The sequence below is a fragment of the Krasilnikovia sp. M28-CT-15 genome, from assembly GCF_047159595.1.
GTDB lineage: Bacteria > Actinomycetota > Actinomycetes > Mycobacteriales > Micromonosporaceae > Actinoplanes.
Map to the genome: position 1 here is coordinate 4,391,662 of NZ_BAAGAK010000001.1, position 22,891 is coordinate 4,414,552.

21 protein-coding genes are annotated in these 22,891 nt (G+C 73.4%); 5 read left to right on the top strand and 16 right to left on the bottom strand.

All coding sequences use genetic code 11. The features are described 5' to 3' along the window. Positions 1-30 precede the first annotated feature (30 nt). The 10 genes from ACMCNO_RS20110 to ACMCNO_RS20155 all read right to left on the bottom strand — a co-directional run bounded on the left by ACMCNO_RS20110 (position 31) and on the right by ACMCNO_RS20155 (position 12,026). Entirely contained in the window at positions 31-1,077 is a 1,047-nt protein-coding gene (locus ACMCNO_RS20110) for a hypothetical protein (protein ID WP_412750994.1), read from the bottom strand. 98 nt (positions 1,078-1,175) lie between these two features. Further along, entirely contained in the window at positions 1,176-2,147 is a 972-nt protein-coding gene (locus tag ACMCNO_RS20115; RefSeq protein WP_412750995.1) for an ABC transporter substrate-binding protein, read from the bottom strand. Between the two features lie 32 nt (positions 2,148-2,179). Continuing rightward, a complete protein-coding gene (locus tag ACMCNO_RS20120; RefSeq protein WP_412750996.1) occupies positions 2,180-2,758 on the bottom strand; it encodes a GTP-binding protein in 579 nt (192 codons plus the stop codon). Positions 2,759-2,771: 13 nt separating this feature from the next. Then, positions 2,772-3,209, bottom strand: a complete 438-nt coding sequence (locus ACMCNO_RS20125) for a DUF742 domain-containing protein (RefSeq protein ID WP_412750997.1) — start codon at positions 3,207-3,209, stop codon at positions 2,772-2,774. Further along, on the bottom strand, positions 3,206-3,631 hold the full coding sequence (locus tag ACMCNO_RS20130) for a roadblock/LC7 domain-containing protein (RefSeq protein ID WP_412750998.1): 426 nt from the start codon (positions 3,629-3,631) through the stop codon (positions 3,206-3,208). The genes ACMCNO_RS20125 and ACMCNO_RS20130 overlap by 4 nt, the downstream gene beginning before the upstream one ends. A gap of 37 nt (positions 3,632-3,668) precedes the next feature. Further along, on the bottom strand, positions 3,669-6,266 hold the full coding sequence (locus tag ACMCNO_RS20135; protein WP_412750999.1) for a nitrate- and nitrite sensing domain-containing protein: 2,598 nt from the start codon (positions 6,264-6,266) through the stop codon (positions 3,669-3,671). A 131-nt stretch (positions 6,267-6,397) separates the two neighbouring features. Then, the gene (locus tag ACMCNO_RS20140) at positions 6,398-7,369 is read right to left on the bottom strand and encodes an ABC transporter substrate-binding protein (protein WP_412751000.1); all 972 of its coding nucleotides are present in this window, start codon (positions 7,367-7,369) and stop codon (positions 6,398-6,400) included. A gap of 68 nt (positions 7,370-7,437) precedes the next feature. After that, entirely contained in the window at positions 7,438-9,423 is a 1,986-nt protein-coding gene (locus ACMCNO_RS20145; protein WP_412751001.1) for an ABC transporter permease, read from the bottom strand. A gap of 19 nt (positions 9,424-9,442) precedes the next feature. Continuing rightward, the gene (locus ACMCNO_RS20150; protein WP_412751002.1) at positions 9,443-10,498 is read right to left on the bottom strand and encodes a quaternary amine ABC transporter ATP-binding protein; all 1,056 of its coding nucleotides are present in this window, start codon (positions 10,496-10,498) and stop codon (positions 9,443-9,445) included. Next, positions 10,395-12,026 carry a GMC family oxidoreductase gene (locus ACMCNO_RS20155; RefSeq protein WP_412751003.1) on the bottom strand — a complete coding sequence of 544 codons (1,632 nt, stop codon included), beginning with the start codon at positions 12,024-12,026 and terminating at the stop codon, positions 10,395-10,397. The genes ACMCNO_RS20150 and ACMCNO_RS20155 overlap by 104 nt, the downstream gene beginning before the upstream one ends. Positions 12,027-12,341: 315 nt before the next feature. On the opposite strand from ACMCNO_RS20155, the gene ACMCNO_RS20160 reads away from it, so the two are divergent. Genes ACMCNO_RS20160 through ACMCNO_RS20170 form a run of 3 tightly spaced genes read left to right on the top strand, consistent with a single transcriptional unit; the run spans position 12,342 to position 16,291 of the window. Beyond that, on the top strand, positions 12,342-13,106 hold the full coding sequence (locus ACMCNO_RS20160) for a FadR/GntR family transcriptional regulator (RefSeq protein ID WP_412751004.1): 765 nt from the start codon (positions 12,342-12,344) through the stop codon (positions 13,104-13,106). Next, positions 13,045-14,478 carry a hypothetical protein gene (locus tag ACMCNO_RS20165; RefSeq protein WP_412751005.1) on the top strand — a complete coding sequence of 478 codons (1,434 nt, stop codon included), beginning with the start codon at positions 13,045-13,047 and terminating at the stop codon, positions 14,476-14,478. The genes ACMCNO_RS20160 and ACMCNO_RS20165 overlap by 62 nt, the downstream gene beginning before the upstream one ends. Then, the gene (locus tag ACMCNO_RS20170; protein WP_412751006.1) at positions 14,471-16,291 is read left to right on the top strand and encodes a GMC family oxidoreductase N-terminal domain-containing protein; all 1,821 of its coding nucleotides are present in this window, start codon (positions 14,471-14,473) and stop codon (positions 16,289-16,291) included. Before ACMCNO_RS20165 ends, ACMCNO_RS20170 begins: the two co-directional genes overlap by 8 nt. A gap of 53 nt (positions 16,292-16,344) precedes the next feature. Here ACMCNO_RS20170 and ACMCNO_RS20175 read toward each other — a convergent pair whose 3' ends face one another. Continuing rightward, complete coding sequence (locus ACMCNO_RS20175) at positions 16,345-16,503, bottom strand: hypothetical protein (protein WP_412751007.1); 159 nt, start codon at positions 16,501-16,503, stop codon at positions 16,345-16,347. 20 nt (positions 16,504-16,523) lie between these two features. Here ACMCNO_RS20175 and ACMCNO_RS20180 point away from each other — a divergent pair, with 20 nt between their 5' ends. Beyond that, the gene (locus ACMCNO_RS20180; protein ID WP_412751008.1) at positions 16,524-16,979 is read left to right on the top strand and encodes a CAP domain-containing protein; all 456 of its coding nucleotides are present in this window, start codon (positions 16,524-16,526) and stop codon (positions 16,977-16,979) included. A 19-nt stretch (positions 16,980-16,998) separates the two neighbouring features. On the opposite strand, the gene ACMCNO_RS20185 is transcribed toward ACMCNO_RS20180, so the two are convergent. Continuing rightward, complete coding sequence (locus ACMCNO_RS20185; protein WP_412751009.1) at positions 16,999-17,748, bottom strand: alpha/beta hydrolase; 750 nt, start codon at positions 17,746-17,748, stop codon at positions 16,999-17,001. A 106-nt stretch (positions 17,749-17,854) separates the two neighbouring features. Here ACMCNO_RS20185 and ACMCNO_RS20190 point away from each other — a divergent pair, with 106 nt between their 5' ends. Further along, positions 17,855-18,712 (top strand): DUF72 domain-containing protein, encoded by an 858-nt coding sequence (locus tag ACMCNO_RS20190; RefSeq protein WP_412753758.1) that lies wholly within the window; start codon positions 17,855-17,857, stop codon positions 18,710-18,712. An 18-nt stretch (positions 18,713-18,730) separates the two neighbouring features. On the opposite strand, the gene ACMCNO_RS20195 is transcribed toward ACMCNO_RS20190, so the two are convergent. From ACMCNO_RS20195 to ACMCNO_RS20210, 4 genes are all read right to left on the bottom strand, one after another. Then, positions 18,731-19,543 carry a thioesterase family protein gene (locus ACMCNO_RS20195; protein ID WP_412751010.1) on the bottom strand — a complete coding sequence of 271 codons (813 nt, stop codon included), beginning with the start codon at positions 19,541-19,543 and terminating at the stop codon, positions 18,731-18,733. 87 nt (positions 19,544-19,630) lie between these two features. Then, on the bottom strand, positions 19,631-20,458 hold the full coding sequence (locus ACMCNO_RS20200; protein WP_412751011.1) for a phosphatidate cytidylyltransferase: 828 nt from the start codon (positions 20,456-20,458) through the stop codon (positions 19,631-19,633). Continuing rightward, positions 20,455-22,179: an aminotransferase class I/II-fold pyridoxal phosphate-dependent enzyme gene (locus ACMCNO_RS20205; RefSeq protein WP_412751012.1), complete on the bottom strand. Its 1,725-nt coding sequence runs from the start codon at positions 22,177-22,179 to the stop codon at positions 20,455-20,457. Before ACMCNO_RS20205 ends, ACMCNO_RS20200 begins: the two co-directional genes overlap by 4 nt. A 207-nt stretch (positions 22,180-22,386) precedes the next feature. Further along, entirely contained in the window at positions 22,387-22,815 is a 429-nt protein-coding gene (locus tag ACMCNO_RS20210) for a hypothetical protein (RefSeq protein WP_412751013.1), read from the bottom strand. Positions 22,816-22,891: the final 76 nt, after the last annotated feature.

Consider the following 22,891-nt stretch of genomic DNA (forward strand, 5'->3'; position numbering starts at 1 on the left):
GCCATGCTGGCGCCTGTGGCGCGGGCTTGCTCAGCTTCCGGCCACGCAGGTGCCGTCGGAGTCGATGGTGCCGCCGAGGTCGACGATCCGGGCCCAGACGGCCCGGCAGTCGGACGGCCCGTCGTTGCTGGTGTTCCCGGTGACCGTGGTGTGCTGCAGCTCCACCTTCCCGGGGCCGGGGGTCCCCGGCGGGCCGGGGACGTAGCCGAGGGTGATGTTGATGCCGCCCCCGCCCTTGTCCGCGTGATTGCGGCTCACGGTGCTGCCCACCACGGTGACCGTCGCCGGCCCGCGCACGTCGATCCCCCCGCCGTAGCCGGCGAGCTCGGCGGGCCGCGTCGGGTCGTACGGGTCGGTGACCCGGTTGTCGGTGATCACCGAGTTCTCCACCCGGCCGCTCCAGTCGAACCGGATGCCGCCCGCCTCGCCCGCCTCGTTGCGGTCGACCAGGCTGTCGCGCAGCGTCATCGGGGCGAACGGGATGTTCTGCACGGCGCCGCCGAACCGCGCGCTGTTGCCGGTCATCCGGACCCGCTCCATGGTCAGGTCGGAGGCGTTGAGCACCGCGCCGCCGCCGTAGTAGTTGTAGAGCGAGGCCACCGGCGCCGACACTCCGCCGGTGATGGTCAGGTCCACCATCGTGGTCGGTCCGAGGGTGGTGAACACCCGGTCGAGGTGTCCGCCGTCGAGCACCGTGGCGTCGCGTCCGGCCCCTTCCACGCGGGTGGGCTTGAAGATCTTGAGATTGCCGTGGGCGGCGTCCGCGAGCGTGTAGTCCGTGAACGCCTTGCCCAGCAGCGGCGGGATGGTCAGCCGGTAGCGTCCGGCGGGGATGACGATGGTCGAGCCCGGGTTGGCGTTGGCTTCCATGGTGGCGGCGCGCACCGTGCAGGTGCCGGCGGCGCTGGCGCAGCGGCCGTCGCCCGGGTCGGCGTCGGACGCGTCGGCGGTACTGTCCACCTGGTAGCGTCCGGCCGCCGCATGCGCCGCGGTGGGGGGCGCGAGGACGGCGACTGCCGCGACCGTCGCGGCGGCGATCTCCCGGCACGCCCGGGAGCGGATACGTGAGGTCCACATGGAGACGGGTTACCGATAAGTAGACCGCCTCAAACGGGTGGAAACAAAGAAATATGTGAATTTCTCACGATGGCCGCGGCGAACAGCACAGTCGCGCGCTACTGGGGCATCCAGCGCTGCCAGGTCGACCGGTGGTCGTCCAGCCAGCGTTTCGCGGCGTCGTCGTGGGAGAGCTTCTTGACGGTGATGTCGCGGGCCACCGCGTTCTGGTCGTCGTTGCTCCAGCGGAAGTTCTTGATCAGGTCGGCGGCCGGGCTGCCGGAGTCGACGAACGCCTTCCGGGCGACCTTTTCCAGGTCGTACGGCTGGTAGTCGCAGGCCACCTTCTCGGGCACGGCGTCGCAGCCGGGGCGGTACAGCGGCAGCGGGACGTGCACCAGGTTGATCTCCGACAGCAGCCACTGTGGCGTGTAGAAGTAGCCGATCAACGGCTTCTTCTCCGCCTCGGCCTCCCGGAACGCCGCGATGAGGGCATCCTCGCTGCCCGCGTACACCACGGAGTAGTCGAGCTTCAGGTTCTTGATCAGGGCGGCGTCGTTGGTCACGAACGACGGGTCGCCCGCCAGGAACTGGCCCCGGCCCTCCGACTTGGGGGTGCGGAACAACGAGGCGTACTTGTTGAGGTTCTGCCATTTCACGATGTCCGGGTACTGCTGCGCCATCCACGGCGGCACGTACCAGCCGATCACGCCCTTGTTGCCGGTCAGGCCCTGCTCGACGGCGACCTTCTTGTCGTCGATGTACGTCTTCTTCAGGTCGTCGTGGCCCCAGACCTCCAGGATGGCGTCGATCTCGCCCTTGGCCATCGCCTCCCAGGAGTCCTGTTCGGTGAGGTCCTTCTCGACCACCTTGCAGCCCAGCTCGGTGCGCAGCAGGTAGCTGACCACCGCGACGTTCGCCTCGTAGCCCACCCAGGGGTTGACCGCGATCGAGACCGTGCCGCAGGCAGTACGCGCCACTCCGGGCGGCGCGACGATCGCGGCGGCCGGTTCACCGCAGGCGGCCAGCGCCAGCACGGTCACCAGGGCCGCCGCCCGGCGTAGCGGACGCCACGGCGTACGTGCAGGCATGGTCTTCCGTTTCTGCTTGCAGGGGCGTGGCATCACCACGTGGCCACCGGCCGTTCCCGGCTCAGCCGCTTGGTGAGGATCTCCTCGGTCAGGGCGACCAGGATGCTCTTGACCGACTCGCGGTACCGCGCGTCGCACTCCAGGACGGGCACGTCCGGGCTGATGCCCAGCGCGTCGCGGACCTCGTCCAGGTCGAACCGCTGGGAGCGGTCGAACATGTTGACCCCGACGAGGAACGGGATGTCGCGCTCCTCGAAGTAGTCGACCGCGGGGAAACAGTCCTCGATCCGCCGGGTGTCGACCAGGACCACGGCGCCGAGCGCGCCGTCCACCAGGTCGTCCCAGAGGAAGTCGAACCGGTCCTGCCCGGGCGTGCCGAACAGATAGAGCAGCAACGCGTCGTCGAGGGTGATGCGGCCGAAGTCCAGCGCCACCGTAGTGGTGGTCTTCGCCGACACCGCACTGGTGTCGTCGACGCCGATCGACCGCTCGGTCAGCTCGGCCTCGGTCACCAGCGGCTCGATCTCGGAGATGGCGCCGACGAAGGTCGTCTTGCCCACCCCGAAACCCCCGCTGATGACGATCTTGACCGCCACCGGTGGCAGCGCCACCGGCGCCGGCTGCCTAGAGCGCCCGTACACGATCCCTGATCCTCTCGATCAATTCGATGGGCAGCTCACCGAGCTGCTGCTCGACCCGCAGGTAGCCGTCGGTCACCAGGTCCGCGACGATCACCCGTAACACGCCGAGCGGTACTTTCAGGCCGACCGCGAGGTCGGCGATCGACATCGGCACCTGGCACAGTTCGACGATGCGCCGGGACTCGAAGCGCAGCGGCGCCGACAGCGCCGCCGGGGCGGCATGCAGCTGGGTCTCGATCCGCAGCCCGTCCTGCAACGGCTGGGTACGGCCGCCGGTGAGCATGAACGGGCGCACGACCACGTCGTCGACGTCCATCTCGGGCGCCCGGTGCGCCGCCGCTGGTGCCGTCCCAGCCGCCGGGGCGGGTTCGGCGTACGGGAATCGCTGTGGGTCCGGCGCCCACTCCCCCGGGTACGTCATCGCGGCAGATGCTGACGCGACTCGGAGATCAGCGCCGGGGTGAGCAGCGTGCCGAACCGGTCGGCCAGCAGGGACATCTCGTAGCCGACCAGGCCCACGTCGCTGTCACCACCCGCCACGACCCCCAGACAGCTGCCGCCCGCGATGACCGACACCAGCAGGAACCCACGCCGCATCTCGATCATGATGAGCTTGAGCCCGTCGAAGTCGTAGCGACGCGAGGCGCTGCGGGCGACGCTGGCCAGGCTGGAGACGATCGCCGCCAGGTGGTCGGCCTCGGCCCGGTTCAGCCCGTCGGAACTCGCGATGAGCAGGCCGTCGGAGGACACCGCGACCGCGTCGCGCACCCCGTCGGTCTGGTGGACGAAGTTGCCCAGCAGCCAGTTCAGCTGGTGCCGGTCGGCAGACGTATCAACGCTCATGGGACTTCTTTCGACCTCGGTGCGGGGTGGGCGGGGGTCACGGCCCGTCGATGGGTTCGGTGCTGCCACGCTGCACGCCGGTGCGGAACGCGGTCAGCCGGGCGCGTACCCCTTCCGGCGAATCGTTGACCGGTGCCGATCGGTCGGCGGTGCGGGTGGGGGCCGCCCCGCCGGGCGTGCCGGTGCGGGAATTCGCCGTCTTGCGGGCTCGCGGACTGCGCTTACGCAGGCCGTTCGCGGTGCGTTCACCGTCGGCCGGACCGAATCCGTCGAGGCCTGCGATGGACGGCGCCATCGCGGTCTCGACCTGGGCGACCTCGATCTGGGCGACCTCGATCTGGGCGACGGCGGCGCCCGCGTTGTCCGGGACGCGTCCCCGCACGCCCGCGTCGGCGGGAGCGCCGGGCACGGTGACGTACTCGATGGTCTCCGGTCGTATCCGCCGGTCCGGGGAGACCGCAGCGGGGCTGACCGCGTCCGGCCGGACCCCGGGGTCCGCGGGCGGCTCGAGCGTCAGCACCTGGGTGGAAGCCGGGTCGGGCGACTCCAGGAAGGGTGACTCCAGCGTGGACGACTCCAGCGTGGACGACTCCACGGCGGCGGGCGCATCCTGGCCGTTGCGAGCGGGTGCCCGGCCGGGCGGCACGGTGCGCTGCGGCGGCGCCGCGACCGCCTTCGGGTCCGCCAGCACCGACGTCGGCAGCAGGATGCGGGCGGTCACGCCGACCACCGGCGACGGCGCGAGCTGGACGTCGATGCCCATCTCGATGGCCAGCCGGCCGACCACGTAATGGCCGAGGAACCGGGTGGGCGCCGTGATGAAGTCGCCCTCGCCGCGCAGCCGCTGGTTGGCCAGCTCGAGGTCGGCGCGGCTCATGCCGATGCCCTGATCGGTGATGGCGATCAGGTAGCCCTCGCCGATGCGGCGACCCTGGATCTCCACGTCGGCGTCCGGCGGAGAGAAGGACAGCGCGTTCTCCACCAGCTCGGCCAGCATGTGCATGACGCCCGCCACAACCGAACCGACCACCAGGACCTCGTCGACGCGGCGCAGCGCGACGCGCCGGTACTCCTCGACCTCCGCGACGGCCGCACGGACGACGTCGGCGATCGGCACCGGGTTCGACCACTGCCGGGGGCTGGCCGCGCCGACCAGCACCAGCAGGCTTTCCGCGTTGCGTCGCATGCGGGTGGCGAGATGGTCCAGCTCGAACAGGTTCGCCAGCCCGGTCGGGTCCGACTCCTCGCGTTCGAGACTGGTGATGAAGCCGAGCTGGCGGCGCAGCAGGTTCTGGTTGCGCCGGCCGAGGTTGGCCAGCGACTCGGTGGTGCTGCGCCGCAGCAACGCCTGCTCGGTGGCCAGGGCGTACGCGGTGGCCTGGACCCGGTCGAAGGCGTCGGCCACGGACCGGATCTCGTCGGTCGCTCCCGCCGGAATGCGGACCGCCGGGGGTGGTGCGTCGCTGTCCCCGGCCGTCACCTTGCGCACCGCCTCGGGCAGTTGCTCCCCGGCCAGCCGGTTGGCCTCGTCGGCCAGGGTCGCCAGGGGCCGCGCGATCGAGCGGGACGCGACGGTGGCGAGGTAGACCGCGCCGGCGAAGCAGAGGACCACCGCACCGACCAGGACGGCCATGCGGCGGGCGGCCTGGTCCTGCAGGGTCGCCGCGCGCGCCCGGATGACCGAGCCGACGTGCTGCTGCAGCTGGCGCATGTCGTCGAGCAGGGTGGTCTGCGACGACCACCAGGACTGCGGGTTGACCTGCAGGTAGCGTCCGTCACCGGCGCCCAGGGCCACCTGTTCGAAGAACGCGGCGGTCTGCGCGGCCCCGGTGTTGAGCAGGTAGTCGCGGGCCGTGCGCTGGGTGTCGGTGGCGTAGCGCTGGAAGTCGGCCAGCGCGGCGTCCTTGGCCGAGCGCATCGTGACGAACTGCAGGAACTCGGAGTTCTTGAAACCGCTCGCGGAGAAGACACCGTTGAGGAACGCGCGCTCCTGCGCCTGGCTCTCCTTGGCGTCACCGAGCGCCTCCAGGGCGGAGACGCCGCGCCGCAGCGCCGGGTCGGCCGAGCTGTCGAGGCCGTAGTCGACGTTGCGCAGCGCGGCGATCCGGCCGGTGTAGAAGGTGAAGGTGGGCGCCCGGCCGGCAGCACCCGAGTCGGTGGCGGCCCGGACTCCGGCCAGGCCGTCGAGCTGCCGTACCGCGGCGGCGACGCGGTCCTGTGCGACACCGCCGGAGGCGAGCAGCCGCTCCACGTTGGCCCGCTGGTCGTCGACGCGCTTGCGCGCCGGGGCCAGCTCGGGCCGGAAGCCGATGTTGCCGCCGAGCAGGCCCGCGGTCAGGCCACGCTCGGTCTGCAGCTCCTGCACCAGGTCCTGCACGGCCAGCACGAGCGTGACCGCCCGGGCGGTGGCGGCCGCGGTGCGGTAGTTCTGCACCTCGGCGACCGTGACGACGCCGAGCAGGACCAGGACGGCCACCACGGGCAGCGTGAGGGTCCGGACGATCCGCCGGCGGATCGTGCCACCCGAAACGGCGTCCGGTGCGCCGGGCACCGCGGCGGCCGGGGCCGCGGTGCCGCCGCCGGGTGGCGTGGGCTCCGTGTCGTGGTCGGGGCGTCGGGGGGACGGGATTCTCATGACCGGGCCGTCCCTCTCCGTTGACCTGGGTCAGGCTTGCGCTGTGCGCCGCTGTCAGACCATAGCGACGACTCGAACAGAAAGTCCACAATGTACTGCGATATGAACACGAGAATGCTCTTCTGCGACGCTCAACCGGCGGCCGGGATCCAGGACTTCCAGGTCGGCTCGTGCTCGTTGACCCACTTCTCCGCGGCCGCATCGGCGCTCATACCCTGGTTCGTGATGTAATCCGCGACCAGGTTCTGATCGTCGTTCGTCCACTGGAAGTTCTTGATCAACTGGTACGCGGCACCCCCGGTGTCGGCGAATTTCTTACTGGCGATCTTGTCGAGGGTGTAATCCGGGTAGTCGCAGGCGACCTTCTTCGGATCGGCGTCACATCCGGTCGTGTAGGCAGGCAGCTTGACCCGCGCGTACTTCTCCCGGGAGAACAGCCACTGGGGCTCGTAGAAGTAGAACAGCAGCGGCTTCTGCTGTGCCGTGGCCTGCTGCGCGGCCTTGATCAGCGCCGCCTCACTGCCGGAGAAGACGACCTCGTAGTTGAGCTTGAGATTGCTGACCAGCGCCTTGTCGTTGGTGACGAACGACGGATCGCCGTCGAGCATCTGGCCCTTGCCCTTGGATTCGGAGGTCTTGAACAGGCTCGCGTACTTGTTGAGGTTGTTCCAATCCGTGATGTCCGGGTACTTGTCGGCCATCCATTGTGGGACGTACCAACCGATCACGCCCTTGTTACCGGTCGGTCCGACCTCGACAGCGACCTTCTTCTCCTCGATGTACGTCTTCTTCAGGTCGTCGTGACCCCAGTTCTCCAGAATCGCGTCCACCTCACCGGTCTCGAGGCCCTGCCAGGAGATCTCCTCCTTGAGGTTCTTCTTCTCCACGGTGTAGCCGAGCTTCTTCTCCAGCAGGTATCCGACCACGGCGGCATTGGCCTCGTAACCGACCCACGGATTGACCGCGAGCTTCACGGTGCCTTTCGACCCGGCGGCGGGAGCCGGGGTGGAGCCGGCGTCGGACTTGACGCCGCCACACCCCGCCAGGGCCAGGCTCAGCGCGGTGACCACCGTGGTGAGCCGAAACGACAGTGCGTACTTCATCGAGAGGTCCTTCCGGACGGTGCGGGCCGCCGACGGGCGGCCGGTGCGGGGAGGGGACGGATGTGACATCAGGTGACCGGCCGCCGCGGGCCGGCGTCGATGCGGCGCCCGGCCCCCTGGGTGAGCCGGTCGAGCAGAACGCCGAGCAGCACGATGGCCAGTCCGGCGGCGAGCCCCTTGCCGAAGTCCTCGCGCTGGGCGAAGCCCGCGACGACGTCGTAGCCGAGGGCCCCGGCACCGACCAGACCACCCACGACGACCATCGCGAGGACCATGACGATGCCCTGGTTGGCGGCCAGCAGCAGGCCGCCACGGGCCATCGGGAGCTGCACCTTCCAGAGCAGCTGCCGGGGCGTGGAGCCGGCGGCGAGGGCGGCCTCGACGGCGGTGGGCGCGACGTCGCGGATGCCGCGTTCGACGAGGCGGACCACGGGCGGGACGGCGTAGATGACGGCGGCCACGACCGCGGTGAACCGGCTGGCGCCGAAGAGCGCCACGGCGGGCAGCAGGTAGACGAACGACGGCATGGTCTGCGCGGCGTCCAGCAGCGGTCGCACCGCGCGGGCGAACCGGTCGTGGCGCGCGCACCGCACCCCGAGCAGCACACCGCAGAGCATCGTCGCGGCGGTCGCCACCAGCACCGTGGCCAGCGTCTGCATCGCGTGCTGCCACAGCCCCAGCGCCGCCACCCCGGCGGCGGCCAGCGCGGCCGGTGCCGCCGCCCGCAGGCCGCTGGCCAAGCTGCCGAACACCAGCACCACCAGCACGAACAGCCACCACGGCGTGGTCACCAGCACGTTCTGCAGGGGATCGAGCAGACCCGCGCTGACCGCGTTCTTCAGCGCCTCGGTGGCGTCGTACGAGTGCAGCTCGACCCAGCCGGTCAGCGCGTTCACCGGGGCGGCGAACGACAGCCGCCAGCCGGACGGGAAGTCGCTGCCCGCCGCGCCGGCCAGCACCGCACCGACGGCAGCCAGCACCGCACCGACGGCGGCCAGCGCCGCCGGCACGGCGGCCGCCCGCCGGGCCGTGCGCGGCCGGGCCGGCATCGCCCGGTACGCCGCGCGGGTGGTGATCCGGTCCAGCACCACCGCCAGCACGACGATGGCGAGTCCGGCGTCGAAGGCGAGGCCGACGTCGACGCGTTCCAGCGCCTCGACGATGTTCTGGCCGAGGCCGGGCGCGTCGATCAGGGCGGTCACGACCACCATGGACAGGGCCATCATGATGGTCTGGTTGACCGCCAGCACGATGCTGGGGCGGGCCAGCGGCAGCCGCACCTTGCCGAGCAGCTGCCAGCGGGTCGAGCCCAGGGCGGTGGCCGCCTCCACGGTCGTGGTGGACACCTCGCCGATGCCGAGGGCGGTGATCCGGATGGTGACCGGCACGGCGTAGATCAGGGTCGCGATGACCGCGGCGGGCGCGCCGATCGAGAAGAGCAGGGTCATCGGCGCCAGGTAGGCGAAGGTCGGCATGATCTGCATGGCGTCGAGCACCGGGCGCAGCGCGGCGCCGATGGGGGGCACCCGGGCGCACAGCATTCCCAGAGGCACCCCGATCAGTACGGCCAGCAGCACGGCGGTCAGCGTCAGGGCCAGCGTGTCGACCGTTTCCGGCCACAGTCCCAGCAACCCGCAGCCGGCCAGACCGGCGACGGTCAGCATCGCCGTGCGCCAGCCCGCCAGGAGAACGGCCAGCGCCCCGGCGGCGGCGATCAGTCCGGCCCAGCCGAGTCCGGCCAGCGCGGCGTGCACCGCGTTGTCGAGGACCGCGACGCCCAGGCGCAGGTAGTTCACGCCGTACAGGAAGACCGGGCTGGTGTCGCGGTGCGCGTCGACCCAGGCGCGCAGGCCGGCGAAGAACCGGAACGCCCACGCGTCGTCCGTGTCCACCGCACCGGCGGTGCGCACCGTCAGGTACACCCCGGCGGTGGCCAGGACCAGCAGCGGCACCACGACGCGGCGGCGGGGCAGCGACCACGACGGGCGCGGCCGGGCGACCCTCGCGCGGGGCGCGTCGGCGACCACGGCCACCCGCGGCATGATGGTGGTCACGGGCGCAGCCTCTCAGCCGTCATGCCGGCACCGGCGCCCGGTGGCCGGTCAGCGCCGGGAGCAACTGTTCGGCGTCGATCACACCGAGGAGCCGGTCGCCGTCGGCGACCGGGACCGGGCGGTCGGCGCGCAGGACGCGGGGCACCGCGTCGCGGATCACGGTGTCGGCGGGCAACGGCTGCTCCGCGACGTTCTCGCCGTCGCCCGCGGGCCGCACGATCCACCGCAGGGTGAGCACGTCCGCGCGGGGAACGTCGCGGACGAAGTCGGCGACGTAGCCGTCGGCGGGGGCGCCGACCAGCTCCTGCGGGGTGCCGACCTGGACCAGCGCGCCGTCGCGCATCACCGCGATCCGGTCGCCCAGCGACAGTGCCTCGGCCAGGTCGTGGGTGATGAAGACCAGGGTCTTGCCGACCTCGGCGTGCAGGCGGCGCACCTCGGCCTGCATGTCGCGGCGGATGAGCGGGTCGAGCGCGCTGAACGGCTCGTCGAACAGCAGCACCGCGGGGTCGGTGGCCAGGGCGCGGGCGAGGCCGACCCGCTGCTGCATGCCGCCGGACAGCTGGTCGGGGTAGTGGTGCTCGTGACCGTCGAGGCCGACCAGCGCGAGCACGTCGCCCGCGCGGCGGTGCCGTTCGGCCCGGCGCACGCCCTGGATCTCCAGGCCGTAGGCGATGTTGTCCACCACCCGCCGGTGCGGGAGCAGCCCGAAGTGCTGGAAGACCATCGCGACGCGGTGCCGGCGCAGGTCGCGCAGCCGGCGCGGGGACATCGCCCGGACCGGCTCGCCGTCGACGTGGACCTCACCGCTGGTCGGCTCGACCAGCCGGGTCAGGCAGCGCACCAGCGTGGACTTGCCGCTGCCCGACAGCCCCATCACGACGAACACCTCGCCGGGGCGTACGTCGAAGGTGACGTCGCGGACGGCGGCCAGGCAGCCCGTCCGGGCGCGCAGCTCCGCGCGGGACAGCTCAGCCAACGGCGTGCCGACGACCCTGTCCGGCTGGGGACCGAACACCTTCCACAGATGCTCGACGGTGATGGTGGGCGGGCGGGAGGTGCTGGTGACCGTCATGTTCATCCTCAGCAGGCAGCGGTGCGGTGGTCAGCGACGCGGCGATCAGGTCAGCGGCACGCTCGCCGATCATCAGGACAGCGACGACGGGGTTGACCGAGGTCATCGTGGGGAACACGGAGGCGTCCGCGATCCGGGCGTTGGTCAGGCCGCGGATGCGCAGCTGGGGGTCGACGACCGCACGGTCGTCGGTGGCGGCGCCCAGGCGGCACGTGCCCGCCGGGTGGTAGACGGTGTGGTGCGCTGCCCGCCCGTACCCGGAGAGCTCCTCGTCGGTGCGCAGGCCCGGCCCGGGGGCGATCTCGCGGGCGATCCACGACCGGAACGGCTCGGTGGCGGCGACCTCGCGGGCGATGCGCAGCCCGTCCACGATCGTCCGCTCGTCGTAGCCGTCGGGGTCGGTGAAGTAGCCGAAGTCCAGCGCCGGTTTCACGGTCGGGTCGGCACTGGTCAGCCAGAGCCGGCCGGTGCTGCGCGGCCGGGGCACGTTGGGGGTCATGCCGAAGCCGTGTGCCGGGATGTCGTAGCCCAGCCGCGCGGTGTTGGCGGTGAACGGCAGTTGGTAGAGATGGAACATCAGGTCGGGGCGTTCGGCGGCCGGGTCACGGCGCACGAACAGGCCCGCGTCGGAGTCCATGGCGGACTGCGGCGGGATGGGCCGGGTGGATTCCCACAGGATCAGCGATTCGGGGTGGTCGAGCAGATGCGCGCCGACGCCGGGCAGGTCGAGCGCCACGTCGATGCCGAGGGCGCGCAGGTCGTCGGCGGGGCCGATGCCGGAGAGCAGCAGCAGGCGAGGGGTGTCGATCGCCCCGGCGCACAGCACGTACTCGGCGGTCGCGGTCAGGGTGTGCGCGCGGCCGTCCCGGTCGCGGACCCGCACGCCGGTGACGGCCGCACCGGCGGTGTCCAGGCGGTGGGCCCAGGTCTGCGTCAGCACGGTCAGATTCGGACGATCCAGGTACGGGTGCAGGTAGGCCACCGACGACGAGGAGCGGATGCCGGTGTCCGGGTGGTAGGCGACCGGGAAGAAGCCGGTGCCGTCGGCGAACGGCGCCGCGTTGAAGTCCTCGTGGACCGGCACGCCCAGGGCGCGGTGGCAGGCGGCCACGAAGTCCGCCGTGAGCGGGTTGCGGTCCTGGGGGGCCACGGGCTGGATCTGCACCGCCAGCCGCCGCCAGTACGGCAGCATCTCGTCGTACGACCAGCCGGTGGCGCCCGCGGCGACCCAGTCCGCGAAGTCGGCGGGCGGCGGCAGGAAGCTGATCATCGTGTTGTGTGACGAGCAGCCGCCGAGCACCCGGGCCCGGGAATGCCGGATGTGCGAATTCCCGCGCAGCTGCGGCACGATCGGATAGTCGTAGTCGAATTCGGTTTCCAGCAGGTTGAGCCAGTTGCGCAGCCGCAGGACCCGGTCGTCGCCGACGTCGGACGGGCCGCCTTCGACGAGGCAGACCCGCACCGCCGGATCGGCCGACAGTCGCGCGGCGACCACCGCACCGGCCGTGCCGCCGCCCACGACCACCACGTCGAACTCGGATGTTGCCGACGCGCTCAGTTGCCTGCTCCTGCCGCTCGACCCCCTGCAGCGCCCGTGCAATTGCACCGGACCGTCGCCATAGGATCGAGCGGAACCACCACAGTGGTCAATGCCGCGGCCAAGGTTTTACCAGAGCGCAATCACGTTCATCAAAGTCCACGTGGCTGGTCGCGCACGGGCGAAGAATCTGCGGTTTCCACCCCCCGGGACCGCATGTCGTGCAGCGGCGATCTCCCCGAACGGGTGACATCTCAGGAATCCGGCGCCATTGACGGGGGTACATATGTCTGACACAGTGGCCAAGTGGCTGATCCACTGATCCACTCGCCCATCGCCCGGGACACCCTCGTCGACACGCTGGTGGCCCGGCTGCGCCAAGACGTCCTCTCGCAGCGCTACCCCCCGGGCACCCTGCTGCCCCCGGAACGGGAGCTGGCCGCCGGATACGGCGTCACCCGCACCTCGCTCAAGCACGCACTGGTCCGCCTCGTCGAGGCCGGGCTGCTGGAGACCCGGCACGGGGTCGGCACCCGGGTGCGCGACTACCGCCGCACCGCCGGTCCCGACCTGCTGCCCTTCCTGGTCACCCTGGACGGGCCGACCTGGCTGGCGGAGATCTTCACCGCCCGGCGGGAGATCGGCTCGCTCATCGCGGCCCGGGCGGCCGGGCAGGCCGGCACCGCCGACCGGGCACGGCTGCTCCGGCTGCGCGACGAGATCGCCGCCGCACCCGGCGGGGACCCGGCGCAGCGTGCCGAGGCCGAGGTGCACCGCGCGCTGGCCGCCGCCTCCGGCAACCGGGTGTACGAGCTGCTGGTCAACTCGCTGCTGCGCGCCTACGACGACGTACGCCACCTGTTCGCGGCGCCGTTCGCCGACCCGGCGGTGGCCGCACAACGGATCACCCCGCTGATCGAGGCGGTCCGGGCCGGCAACCCCACGGCCGCGCATGCCTACGCGGACGCCTACTACCTGTGCACCGAACGACTCATGCTGGGAGGCGACAGTGATCACGACGCTGCGCGAGACGATGACCGGCACGGTACGGCTGACCGGGCAGGGGGGTGACCGGCCGATCCGGCTGACGCTGCGGGTCACCGTGCCCGGCGCGCTGCACCCCCTCACCGACCTGCGCGCCGCGGCCACCGGCCGGGTCGAGGTGCCGGGCTTCGCGGACGACGAGTCGGCGGCGGGCACCATGGACATCGCCCCGCTGCGGGCGGGCCGGATCGGGTACCGGCTGGGCTTCACCGCCCACGACGGGCAGCGGCTGTGGCTGGACGGCGCGAAGGCGGTGACGATGCGCCGTCCGCTGGCCAGCATGACCCGGCTCAGCGCGCGGCTGCTGGACGCTGACGGGGCCGTGGTGGGCAAGGCCCGCCTCGTGTTCGACCTGCGTAGCGAGCTGCTGCCGTTCCTGCTGAGCATGCGGATGCGCCGGACCCGGCGGCCGTGGCCGGTCGCACCGTCGTCTCGCGACGGTTCCGCCCGCGCACTCGAGGCGGGTGGGCTGCTGCGGTCGCGGTGGCGCGGGCAGCCGGGGCGGCTCGAGGTCTGGTACACGACACTCACCGACCCGGCCACCGGCACCGGTGTGTGGCTGCACCACGAGCTGGTGGCCCCCGCCGACGGCTCCCCCGCCCGGGCGCACGGCTGGGCCGCCGTCTTCCCACCCGCCGCCGCGCCGACGTGGGCGCGCTTCGGGCCCGACCCCTGGCCCGCCGAGCACCCGGCCGACGGTTACACCGCGGGCGAGGTGAACGCCACCGCGGACGAGCTGACCGGCGTGGCGGGTGAGCTGCGGTGGCGGCTGAAGGTCTCCGGCGGCGCGGCGCCGCTGTTCACGTTCCCCCGCTGGGCCTGGCACCGCGAGCTGCTGCCCGCCGCGCAGGTGGTGGCGGTCCCGGCCGCGCGGTTCACCGGCACGGTCCGGGTCGGCGACCGGGAGCTGACGCTCGCCGACGCGCCCGGCAACATCGCCCGCATCTACGGCCACGGCAACGCCCGCCGGTGGGCCTGGCTGCATGCCGACCTCGGCGACGGCGACGTGTGCGAGGTGGTGGCCGCGGTCTCCACCCGCCCGGGCCTGAACCGGCTCGCACCGCTGCCGTTCGTGCGGCTGCGCGTCGACGGCGAGGAGTTGCCATCCGGCGACCCGCTGCTGGCCGCGCTGCGCTTCCGCGCCCGGCTCGGCCGTCCCCGATGGACCGTCACCGGCCGGGACGGCGACCGGCGGATCACCGTCGAGGTGACCATGCCACCGGAACGGACCCTCGCCGTGCCGTACACCGACCCGGACGGCGCCCCGGCGGTGTGCCACAACTGCGAGGTGGCCGACGCCGTCGTCCGGCTGGAACGGCGTGGCCGTGACGGCTGGCGTGAGCAGCGGCGCTGGGAGCTGACCGGGACCGCGCACGCCGAAGTGGGCGAGCGTGACTGAGCGCCTCGCGGCGGCCGCCGCCACCCTGCTCGGCCTCGACCTCGACGAGGGCCGCCGGGTCGCCGGGGAGCTGACCCACCTGGCCGCCGCGTTTCCCCGCCCGGTGCGGCTCGGGCTCGGTGCGGCGGGCGGCGGACTGGACGTGGCCGCGCGGCTGCTGGCCGGTGGGGCGCTCGCCCGGCTCGACCAGCCCACCCGGGAGGCGGTCTGCACCACGCTCGCCCACCGGTCCGGCGGCCGGGCCCTGGTCGAGGCGCTCAAGGTGCCCCTGCTGCTGGCCGCCGCCGCGGCCGCGAGCCCGGACGACGGCGCGGACGGCGGCCCGGGGCACGGCTCGGGCGGCACGGGGGCGCCCGAGCCCGAGTTGAGCTGCGTCGCGGCGGCCGACTGGCCGCACCGCAGCCGCACCGACGCCGTCGTGATCGGCTCCGGCGCGGGCGGGGCGATGGCCGCCCGTGAGCTGGCGCGGGCCGGTCTGTCGGTGGTGGTGCTGGAGGAGGGGCGCCGGTTCACCGCGGCCGAGTTCCGGCACCGGCGCCCCGTCGACCGCTTCGTCGACCTGTACCGCGACGGCGGCGCCACGGTCGCGCTGGGCAACCCGCCGGTGCTGCTGCCGGGCGGGCGCGGGGTCGGCGGCACCACACTGGTCAACTCCGGCACCTGCTACCGCACCCCGGACCGGGTACTGCACCGCTGGCGCGACGTACACGGCGTGGCGCTGGCCGACCCGGAGGCGTTCGGGCCGCTGCTGGACGAGGTGGAACGCACCCTGCGCGTGGCACCCCAGCCGGTCGACGTGCTGGGCCGCAACGGCGAGCTGGCGCTGGCCGGGGCGGCGGCGCTCGGCTGGCGGGCCGCGCCGCTGCGCCGCAACGCGCCCGGCTGCGCCGGATCGTGCCAGTGCGCGGTCGGCTGCCCCCGCAACGCCAAGAACGGCGTCCACCTCAACGCGCTGCCCCAGGCGTGCGCCGCGGGCGCGGTCGTGGTGACCGGCGCCCGGGTGGACCGGGTGGTCACCGCGCGCGGCCGCGCCGTCGGGGTGCGCTTCGGCCGCCGGCTGCTGGCCGCACCGCTCATCGTGCTGGCGGCCGGGGCGATCGAGACGCCGCGGCTGCTGTTCCGGTCCGGGCTGGGCCGGCACCCCGGCACCGGCCGGGGTCTCGCGGTGCACCCGACGGTGAGCGTGGCGGGGCGGTTCGCCGAGCCGGTCGTCGCGTGGCGCGGGGTGTTGCAGAGCGTCGGCGTCGAGGAACTGCACGACGACGGGGTGCTCATCGAGGCCACCGCCGGGCCGCCGGGGCTGGTGTCGTTCGTGCCGCCGGGCATCGGCCGGGCGTTGCGGGCGGAACTCGCGGGCGCCGACCGGCTGGCCACGATCGGCGCGATGATCGCCGACCAGCCGGGTGGCCGGGTCGGTGCCCGCCTCGTGCGGTACCGGCTCGCCCGCACCGACGCCGACCGGCTGCGGCTCGCGATCGTGGCGATCGGGCGGCTGCTGTTCGCGGCGGGCGCGCAGGAGGTCCTCACCGGACTCCCCCACCGCCCGTACGCGCGGGACCTGGCCGGGCTGCGCGAGGCGGTCGCCACCGCGGACGTCCGGCAGTTGCACCTGGCGGCGTTCCACCCGACCGGCAGCGTGGCCCTGGGCGCGGACCCGCAGCGCGCGCCGGTCGGCCCGGACGGTCGCCTGCGCGGCGTCGACGGCGTCTGGGTGGCCGACGCCTCGGCGCTGCCGAGCTGCCCCGAGGTGAACCCGCAACTGAGCATCATGGCGGTCGCCCTGGCGGTCGGCCGCGCCGCCGCGGCCAGCTGAGCGACGGACCGCTTTGTCGACGGCGGGCACCGGGTTGCCGACCGCGGTGCCCGTTACAACGCGGCCTCGGCGGGGGCGCGCCGGGCGGGACCCGCCGCCGCGTACACGGCCAGCCCGGCAAGCGCCAGCAGCAGTGCGGTCGCACCCGCGACCCGGCTGCCCGGAGTCTGGGACTGCCAGGTCAGAACCTGTCCCGGGACCGTCTCCGGCATCGGGTAGACGGTCGCGGCCAGTGTCCAGCCGAGCGGCGGGAGCCACGCCCGGGCCGTACCGATCGTGGCCGCGCCCAGGGCGGTCAGGCCGATCAGGCCGACCGCAGGCCCAGCTGGCCGGTTACACCAACGCCACCCGCGTCCGCGCCGGCTGCCGGCCGCTGCGTCTCGACACCCGCCTGCTGCTGGCCGCCCGCGGCCACTCCGCCTACCAGGCCCGCACCAACCGGATGAGCCACATCGGCATCGGCCGCTCCAGCTTCGTCACCCGCGCCCACCGGGCCGGCTACAGCTGGCCCATGAGCGAGAACGTCGCGTACGGCTACCGCACCGCCTCCCAGACCATGAAGGCATGGATGGCCAGCCCCGGCCACCGCGCCAACATCCTCGACTGCCGCGCCAAGGCCTTCGCCGTCGGCGTCTACTACGCGAAGAACGGCACCCCGTACTACACCCAGGAGTTCGGCTGGCGCTGACCGCACCCACTGACCCGGTTCAGCGGAACGGCTCGACCAGGGCGAAGGTCTGCTCCGGGTCCTGGACGTGCGCGTTGTGCCCCACCCCGGCCAGGGTGGCCGTCGGGACGTCCAGGGCGGACAGTTGCTCATCGGTGTTCATCGGATCGTCCACGCCCCGGGCCAGCACCACCGGGACCGGGCAACCGGCCAGCAGCCCCGGCATGTCCGGCCGCCCCACGCCGAAGGCCGCCGGATCCAATGCGAGGCGCCACCGGTCGTCGCGCCGCACGAGCCCGGCGTCCACCGCCGGGTCGTCCGCGGCCAGCAGGCCGTCGAGACCGGCCACCCGCAGGTAACGGGCCGCAGCCTCGGCACGCGTCGAGTACCACGCCCGGGGGCGCTCGGCCAGGGCGCGCGCCCGGCGCAGATCCTCGTCGCTCCACACGACTTTGATGCCGAGCCCGACGACACCGCGGACCTCGGTGGAGCGGCGGGCGGCCAGCGCGAGCGCCACCACCCCGCCCAGCGAATGCCCGAGCACAACGGCGGGCGCGTCCGGGGGAATCAGTTCGGCCACGGCCGCGGCGAGACCGTCGAACGTGTACCGCGTCAGCGGTGCCGAACCACCGTGACCGGGCAGATCCGGGGCGATCCAGCGGCCCGGCCAGCGCCGCCCGAGCAGCCCCGGCCAGCCGCTCCACACGTCGCCGGTCGCGCCCAGACCGTGCAGCAGCACCAGCAGGGGACTGCCGGTGCCGCCCTGCAGAACCCGCAGATCAGCGGCCATGCCCGGCAGTCTGCCACAGGCCGCGGCCGGCACGGACGACCGCCGGATACCGTACGGATGTCGGCTGGTGCGAGGAGTTCGGATGCGTCTGCACGTCGGGTGCGCGATGTGGAACCTGAAGTCGTGGCAGGGACGGTTCCTGCCCCCTCGGCTGGCGGCCCCCGAGCGGCTGCGGCACTACGCCGCCTGGTGCAACGCGGTGGAAGGGAACACGACCTTCTACGCCACGCCCGCGCCGGAGGCGGTGGCCTCGTGGGCGGAGCAGACTCCCGCGGACTTCAGGTTCGTCCTCAAACTCCCGCGGGTGATCACCCACGAGCGCCGCCTCACCGGCGCCGAAGCCGAACTCGGCGCCTTCCTCGACGCCGTCGCACCGCTCGGGCCCCGGGCGCACGCCCTCTGGGTGCAGCTGCCCGGCTCGTTCACCCCGGCCGACACCGCGACGCTGGCCCGCTTCCTGCGTACGCTGCCCCGCACGCACCGGTACGCCGTGGAGGTCCGGCACCCCGCGTTCTTCACGGACGCCCGCGCGGCGAGACGGCTCGAGGACTCGCTGGCACCGGTGGCCGCGGAATGGATCCCGTTCGACACCACGGCGTTCTTCGCAAGCCCGCCGACCAGCGACGCCGAGCGCGAGGCGTGGACCAACAAGCCGCGGATGCCGCTGCGCACCCACGCGCTGACCGACCGGCCGATCGTGCGGTACCTCGGCCGCGACGACACCGCGCGCACCGTGGCGGGCTGGCAGCGCTGGGTCGGCGTCGTCGCGGGCTGGCTGGCTCAGGGCCGTACGCCGACGGTGTTCCTGCACACCCCGGACAACGCCGACGCGCCCGGGCTCGCCCGCCGCTTCCACGACGAGGTCCGCGCCCGGGTGCCCGGGCTGGAACCGCTGCCCGACCCGGTGCCGGCCGACCCGGTGCCGGCCGACCCGTTGCCGGCCGAGCCGTCGACCCTTTTCTGAGCCGGCACCGGGACTGGGTCAGAAGCGGACCTTGGCCAGTTGAGTCGCCTGGGCGACCAGCCGCCCGCGGCTGTCCCAGACCTCGCAGACCTCGTCCACCAGGCCGTCCTCGACGAGCCGGGCGACCTGCCGCACCCGCAGCGGGCCCGGCGCCGGGACGGCCCGTACGTACACCGTCAGCTCCAGCGTCGGCACCCAGCCGACGCTGCCGATGGCGAACGTGGCCGGCGGGAACGAGTCCGCGACGAACAGCAACGAGATCGGGTCCGGCGCCATCTCGTCGAGGAAGCGCAGCCAGCCCCGCAGCTCGGCCCGCTCGCTGGGCTGACCGAACGCGAAGCCCAGCACGGCCGGGTCCAGCCGCTGCTCGACCACCTCCATGAGGTTGACCTTGACGCCGGAGCCCGGCGGCTCGACCGGGATCACCGGGCAGTCGTCCTCCGGCGGCAGCTCCACGGCGGGGCTGTCGGCCCAGCGCGGCTCGGCGTCCGGGTCCAGCCGCCCCACGGTGAACAGCGCCTCCACGCAGACCTGCCCGCCCTGCACCAGGCGGGCCCGCAGCTGGCTGGCCGACCGGCCGGTGCGCAGCGGGGTCACCTCGACCACGGCCGGGCCGACCGTGGGCGCGGCCAGGTAGGTGGCGCTGGCGGCCAGCGGGTGCGGGTGCCGCCCGTCCGGGTCGGCGCTGGTCGCGGCGCGGGCGAGCACGGCCAGCAGATAGCCGCCGTTGGGCTTGTCGCCGATCGTCCACTGCGGGTCGAGCTGGACCTCGAAGCTCGTGCCATCGCTGCGGACCGCCACCCTGGTGGCGTCGATGAAGCCGGCCAACACGGCCCCCTTTCCGTGACGTCAGATCGCGAGGATCGCACGGCGGTACGACGTCCGCGATGATCACCGTCACGGTGGCCGGGCCGCGGCTCAGGACAGCAGCAGCGCCACGGCCAGCGCGGCCAGCAGCGAGTCGATGCGGTCGAGCAGGCCGCCGGAACCGGGCAGCCAGCGTGCGGCGTCCTTGGCCCCGGCACCTCGCTTGATCATCGACTCGAACAGGTCACCGCAGGGCGCCCCGACCGCGACGGCGGCCACGAGACCCACGATCAGCGACGTCGGCAGGTCACGCGTGAAGACGCCGAAGACGGCCAGGACACCGACGGCGACGGCGGCGCCGACGATCGTTCCGCTCCAGCGTTTCGCCGGTGACAGCGGGGACAACCGCGGGCCGCCCCACCGGCGGCCGGCGACGTAGGCGGCGATGTCGCCGACCGACACCGCGACGAAGACCACCAGCGCGGTGGCCCCCAGCGGCACCACCGCCGCCAGCGGGGCCAGCCAGACCAGGCCCAGCATGCCGGACCCGGCCCGGCGCAGACCCGCGGTGGCGTCGCCGGCCAGCATCGGCACCGCCCCGACCAGCACCGCCGCGCCGCCGATGACGCGCAGGACGTGGTCCGGCCCGAGCCAGACCGTGCCGATCACCGCGACCAGCGCGGTGGCCAGCGCCGCCCGGTCCGGCCACGGCGCCCGCACCAGGGCGCCGTACTCGAGGGCGGCGACGACCGCGGCCACCGCCGCGAGCACGGCCGCCCCCGGCGGCCCCAGCCAGAACGCGCCGACGACCACGGGTATCCCGACCGCCCAGGCGCACCAGCGCCGGACCATCTCCCGCCGCCGGGACGCGACGACCGCGATTCCTCCGGCGGCGAGCGCGACGGCCAGGTACGGCACCAGCTCACCGACCGTGATCATCGCGGCGCCGCGACGGCGGCCCGGTACGCGGCGACGATCCGGGCGTTGGCGGCCTGATCCTTGACCGCGATCCGGACGGTCCGCCCCTGGAACGCCGGCGACATCGGCGACAGATCCCGCAGATACACGTCGTCGCGGCGGCACCGGACGACCACCTCGGCCGCGCTCGGACCCTCCGACGGCAGCGTGACCAGCAGGAAGTTGGCCACGGCCGCGTCGACGCGGGCGGCCGGCTGCACCGTGCGCAGCGCCTGCGCCAGCTCGTCGCGCAGCACCGCGGTCTGCGCCCAGCGCCCTGCGTAGTACGCCGGATCGCGCAGCGCCGCCACCGCCGCCAGCTGGGCCGGCAGGCTGACCGCCCACGGCGGCGTCCACCGGCGCAGCGCCGCCGCGGTCGCCTCGTCGCTGGTGAGGTACGCCACCCGCATGCCCGACAGGGCGTACATCTTGGACATCGAGGTGCAGACCACGACGCCGGGCCGTTCCGCGGCCAGCGGCGCCACCGACTGGTCCGGTCCGGCGTAGCCGACGTACGCCTCGTCGATCCACAGCCGGGTCCGCGGCGGCACCCGGGCGATCAGGTCGCGCATCGCCTCCACCGGGAGCCGCCCGCCGGTGGGATTGTTGGGATTCACCACGACCGCCAGGTCGTAGTCGCCGCGGGACAGCGTCCCGGCGAGCCGGTCGACGTCGATCCGCCACCCGTCGGACGCGCTGATCGGGAAGCGGTCCACCCGGCACCCGATGACCTCCGTGGCGACGTGGGCGTACTCGCCGTAGGTGGGATCGATCAGCAGCACCCGGCTGGCCGGGGTGAGCCATTCGCGGAAGGCGCGGAAGATGAGGTCGGAGGAGCCCGCCCCGAGGGTGAGCGCGGACGGCGGCAGGCCACGCGCGGACGCGATCTCGGCGCGCAGGCCGTCCGCGGCGACCGGCGGGGAGGTACGGGCGTGCCAGCCCGGATCCTCGGCCAGTACGTCGAGCACCCCGGGCGCGGGTGGGAACCACGCGTCGAGCACGTCCGCCGCGACGACCTCCCGGCGGCGGTGCAGACGCCGGAAGTCGGCGCCGATGCCGTCGAACGACGCCCCGCCGTGGGCGCAGCCGTCCGCGCCCGCGTGCATCGGCGCATCGATCTGCCAGTCCAGGCAGTCGCCGAGGCGGCCCAGGACCGCCGCGTACCGGTGTCGTGCCCGGGCCGCCAGCGTGTCCACCCGCCCGGACATCACCTCGAACGTGACCGCGCCGGACAGCACGGTGCGACCGCTCGGGCGCAGCCCGGCGGCCCGGTACATGCCGGCCAGGTCGGCGCGGCCCATCGCCAGCACCCGGCGCCCGCCCCGGGACTGCACCCAGCGCAGCGCCGCGTACATGAGCAGGGAGGCGACCGCGGTGCCGCGCCATGGCGCGGCCACGGTCAGGATGCGGACCTCGAACGTGTCGGGCGCGTCGAGCGCGGGCAACTCGGCCCGGGAGAGGTATTTGTCCAGTGACCACTGCCCGACCCACGGCGGGGTGATGCTGACGAAGCCGGCCGGTGTCCCGCCCGCTGTGGCGACCAGGTACACGACTCCGCGTTCGTCCAGGGCGTCGCTGAGCCGCCCGTCCGGGTGGACGGCGTGCTGGCCCAGTTCCTCGGCGTACACCTCGTGCCGCAGGCGGTGGATCCAGTCCCGGTCCGCCGGGGTGCCCAGCCGCAAACCAAGCCGCGCCGATGCCACTGTGGAGTCTCCTTCGCCCGTGTCCGCACCGCCGGGAGGTGTCCCGCCCGGCTGTCGCCGCGAAACGCTACGCGGGCCCGGGGCGGCCCGGACTGATCGGCGTACTCGGCACCGCTGAGTACCCGTACTCAAGATCGACACGGGTGGGCGCCGCGTACCGCCCGGGTGGACGGTACGCGGCGCCGTGTGTGCGTGGCGGGTGGCCGGTCAGTACGGCAGGTCGGCGTCGGTGAAGAGGTGGATGTTCACGAGGGTGTTCGTGCTGTTGTTGTTGGTCGCGCACACGGTGTAGGTGCCGGGGCCGGGGAAGGTGCCGTAGGCGGTGCGGCCCTCCCAGGCGAACGCGGTGGTGGTGCCGGTCGGCGAGCCGTAGACGACCACGCCGTTGCGCTGCACCTTGAACTTGGCGCCCGACATGGTGGCCTGGCCGTCCGCGCGGACCTGGTAGCTCGCGTACAGGCTGAGGCACGCCTGCTGGCCCGGCAGCAGCGTGCCACCCCAGCCGGTGGCGGACGCGTACGCGGCGCCGGGCAGCGCGATCAGCGCGAGGGCGGAGGCACCGGCGATGCCCGCGGCGATCGCGGTACGGCGGGAGCGGTGGCCGGCGGTGCTGCGGGACGTCGTGTGGCGGATCATCGTGAAACTCTCCTCGGGTGCTGGTGGTCTGCGGTGGCGGTGCTCCGGGTGGGCCCCGCTCGTTCTGACGCAAATG

Coding starts and splice junctions, on each gene's coding strand:
- ACMCNO_RS20110 (WP_412750994.1), bottom strand. CDS start 1,077: ATGTGGACCTCACGTATCCGCTCCCGGGCGTGCCGGGAGATCGCCGCC.
- ACMCNO_RS20115 (WP_412750995.1), bottom strand. CDS start 2,147: ATGCCTGCACGTACGCCGTGGCGTCCGCTACGCCGGGCGGCGGCCCTG.
- ACMCNO_RS20125 (WP_412750997.1), bottom strand. CDS start 3,209: ATGACGTACCCGGGGGAGTGGGCGCCGGACCCACAGCGATTCCCGTAC.
- ACMCNO_RS20130 (WP_412750998.1), bottom strand. CDS start 3,631: ATGAGCGTTGATACGTCTGCCGACCGGCACCAGCTGAACTGGCTGCTG.
- ACMCNO_RS20135 (WP_412750999.1), bottom strand. CDS start 6,266: ATGAGAATCCCGTCCCCCCGACGCCCCGACCACGACACGGAGCCCACG.
- ACMCNO_RS20140 (WP_412751000.1), bottom strand. CDS start 7,369: ATGAAGTACGCACTGTCGTTTCGGCTCACCACGGTGGTCACCGCGCTG.
- ACMCNO_RS20150 (WP_412751002.1), bottom strand. CDS start 10,498: ATGACGGTCACCAGCACCTCCCGCCCGCCCACCATCACCGTCGAGCAT.
- ACMCNO_RS20175 (WP_412751007.1), bottom strand. CDS start 16,503: ATGCCGGAGACGGTCCCGGGACAGGTTCTGACCTGGCAGTCCCAGACT.
- ACMCNO_RS20185 (WP_412751009.1), bottom strand. CDS start 17,748: ATGGCCGCTGATCTGCGGGTTCTGCAGGGCGGCACCGGCAGTCCCCTG.
- ACMCNO_RS20190 (WP_412753758.1), top strand. CDS start 17,855: ATGTGGAACCTGAAGTCGTGGCAGGGACGGTTCCTGCCCCCTCGGCTG.
- ACMCNO_RS20200 (WP_412751011.1), bottom strand. CDS start 20,458: ATGATCACGGTCGGTGAGCTGGTGCCGTACCTGGCCGTCGCGCTCGCC.
- ACMCNO_RS20210 (WP_412751013.1), bottom strand. CDS start 22,815: ATGATCCGCCACACGACGTCCCGCAGCACCGCCGGCCACCGCTCCCGC.